The sequence below is a fragment of the Arthrobacter sp. 01L42 genome (genome assembly GCF_056400005.1).
On sequence record NZ_JBFTSL010000043.1, the window covers coordinates 1 to 1,730 of the forward strand.

Below are 1,730 nucleotides of genomic sequence, written 5' to 3' on the forward strand. Positions count from 1 at the left end.
GTTGTAGGTGCTCCTTAGAAAGGAGGTGATCCAGCCGCACCTTCCGGTACGGCTACCTTGTTACGACTTAGTCCCAATCGCCAGTCCCACCTTCGACAGCTCCCTCCCACAAGGGGTTAGGCCACCGGCTTCGGGTGTTACCAACTTTCGTGACTTGACGGGCGGTGTGTACAAGGCCCGGGAACGTATTCACCGCAGCGTTGCTGATCTGCGATTACTAGCGACTCCGACTTCATGGGGTCGAGTTGCAGACCCCAATCCGAACTGAGACCGGCTTTTTGGGATTAGCTCCACCTCACAGTATCGCAACCCTTTGTACCGGCCATTGTAGCATGCGTGAAGCCCAAGACATAAGGGGCATGATGATTTGACGTCGTCCCCACCTTCCTCCGAGTTGACCCCGGCAGTCTCCCATGAGTCCCCGCCATTACGCGCTGGCAACATGGAACGAGGGTTGCGCTCGTTGCGGGACTTAACCCAACATCTCACGACACGAGCTGACGACAACCATGCACCACCTGTGAACCGGCCCCAAAGGGGAAGGACTGTTTCCAGCCCGGTCCGGCCCATGTCAAGCCTTGGTAAGGTTCTTCGCGTTGCATCGAATTAATCCGCATGCTCCGCCGCTTGTGCGGGCCCCCGTCAATTCCTTTGAGTTTTAGCCTTGCGGCCGTACTCCCCAGGCGGGGCACTTAATGCGTTAGCTACGGCGCGGAAAACGTGGAATGTCCCCCACACCTAGTGCCCAACGTTTACGGCATGGACTACCAGGGTATCTAATCCTGTTCGCTCCCCATGCTTTCGCTCCTCAGCGTCAGTTAATGCCCAGAGACCTGCCTTCGCCATCGGTGTTCCTCCTGATATCTGCGCATTTCACCGCTACACCAGGAATTCCAGTCTCCCCTACATCACTCTAGTCTGCCCGTACCCACCGCAGATCCGGAGTTGAGCCCCGGACTTTCACGGCAGACGCGACAAACCGCCTACGAGCTCTTTACGCCCAATAATTCCGGATAACGCTTGCGCCCTACGTATTACCGCGGCTGCTGGCACGTAGTTAGCCGGCGCTTCTTCTGCAGGTACCGTCACTTTCGCTTCTTCCCTACTGAAAGAGGTTTACAACCCGAAGGCCGTCATCCCTCACGCGGCGTCGCTGCATCAGGCTTGCGCCCATTGTGCAATATTCCCCACTGCTGCCTCCCGTAGGAGTCTGGGCCGTGTCTCAGTCCCAGTGTGGCCGGTCACCCTCTCAGGCCGGCTACCCGTCGTCGCCTTGGTGAGCCATTACCTCACCAACAAGCTGATAGGCCGCGAGTCCATCCAAAACCACAATAAAGCTTTCCACCCCCCACCATGCGATGAGGAGTCATATCCGGTATTAGACCCAGTTTCCCAGGCTTATCCCAGAGTTAAGGGCAGGTTACTCACGTGTTACTCACCCGTTCGCCACTAATCCCCGGTGCAAGCACCGGATCATCGTTCGACTTGCATGTGTTAAGCACGCCGCCAGCGTTCATCCTGAGCCAGGATCAAACTCTCCGTTGAAGTAAAACAGACACAACATGCGCCCCCGGGAAAACGGGATACACACGCTGCACAAAATTTGAAACCAGCCAAATAACACCAGACCACACCACGGGGTGGCGGGCCCGGCAAATTCAACCAATTCAATACAATAAATTGGTATCAACAAACTTGGCACACTATTGAGTTCTCAAACAACAGACACA

At 56.0% G+C, this 1,730-nt stretch carries 1 rRNA gene; it reads right to left on the reverse strand.

Annotated features, from left to right (window positions below):
* Window positions 1-18: 18 nt before the first annotated feature.
* Window positions 19-1,545, reverse strand: a 16S ribosomal RNA gene (locus AC1DN2_RS21285).
* Window positions 1,546-1,730: the final 185 nt, after the last annotated feature.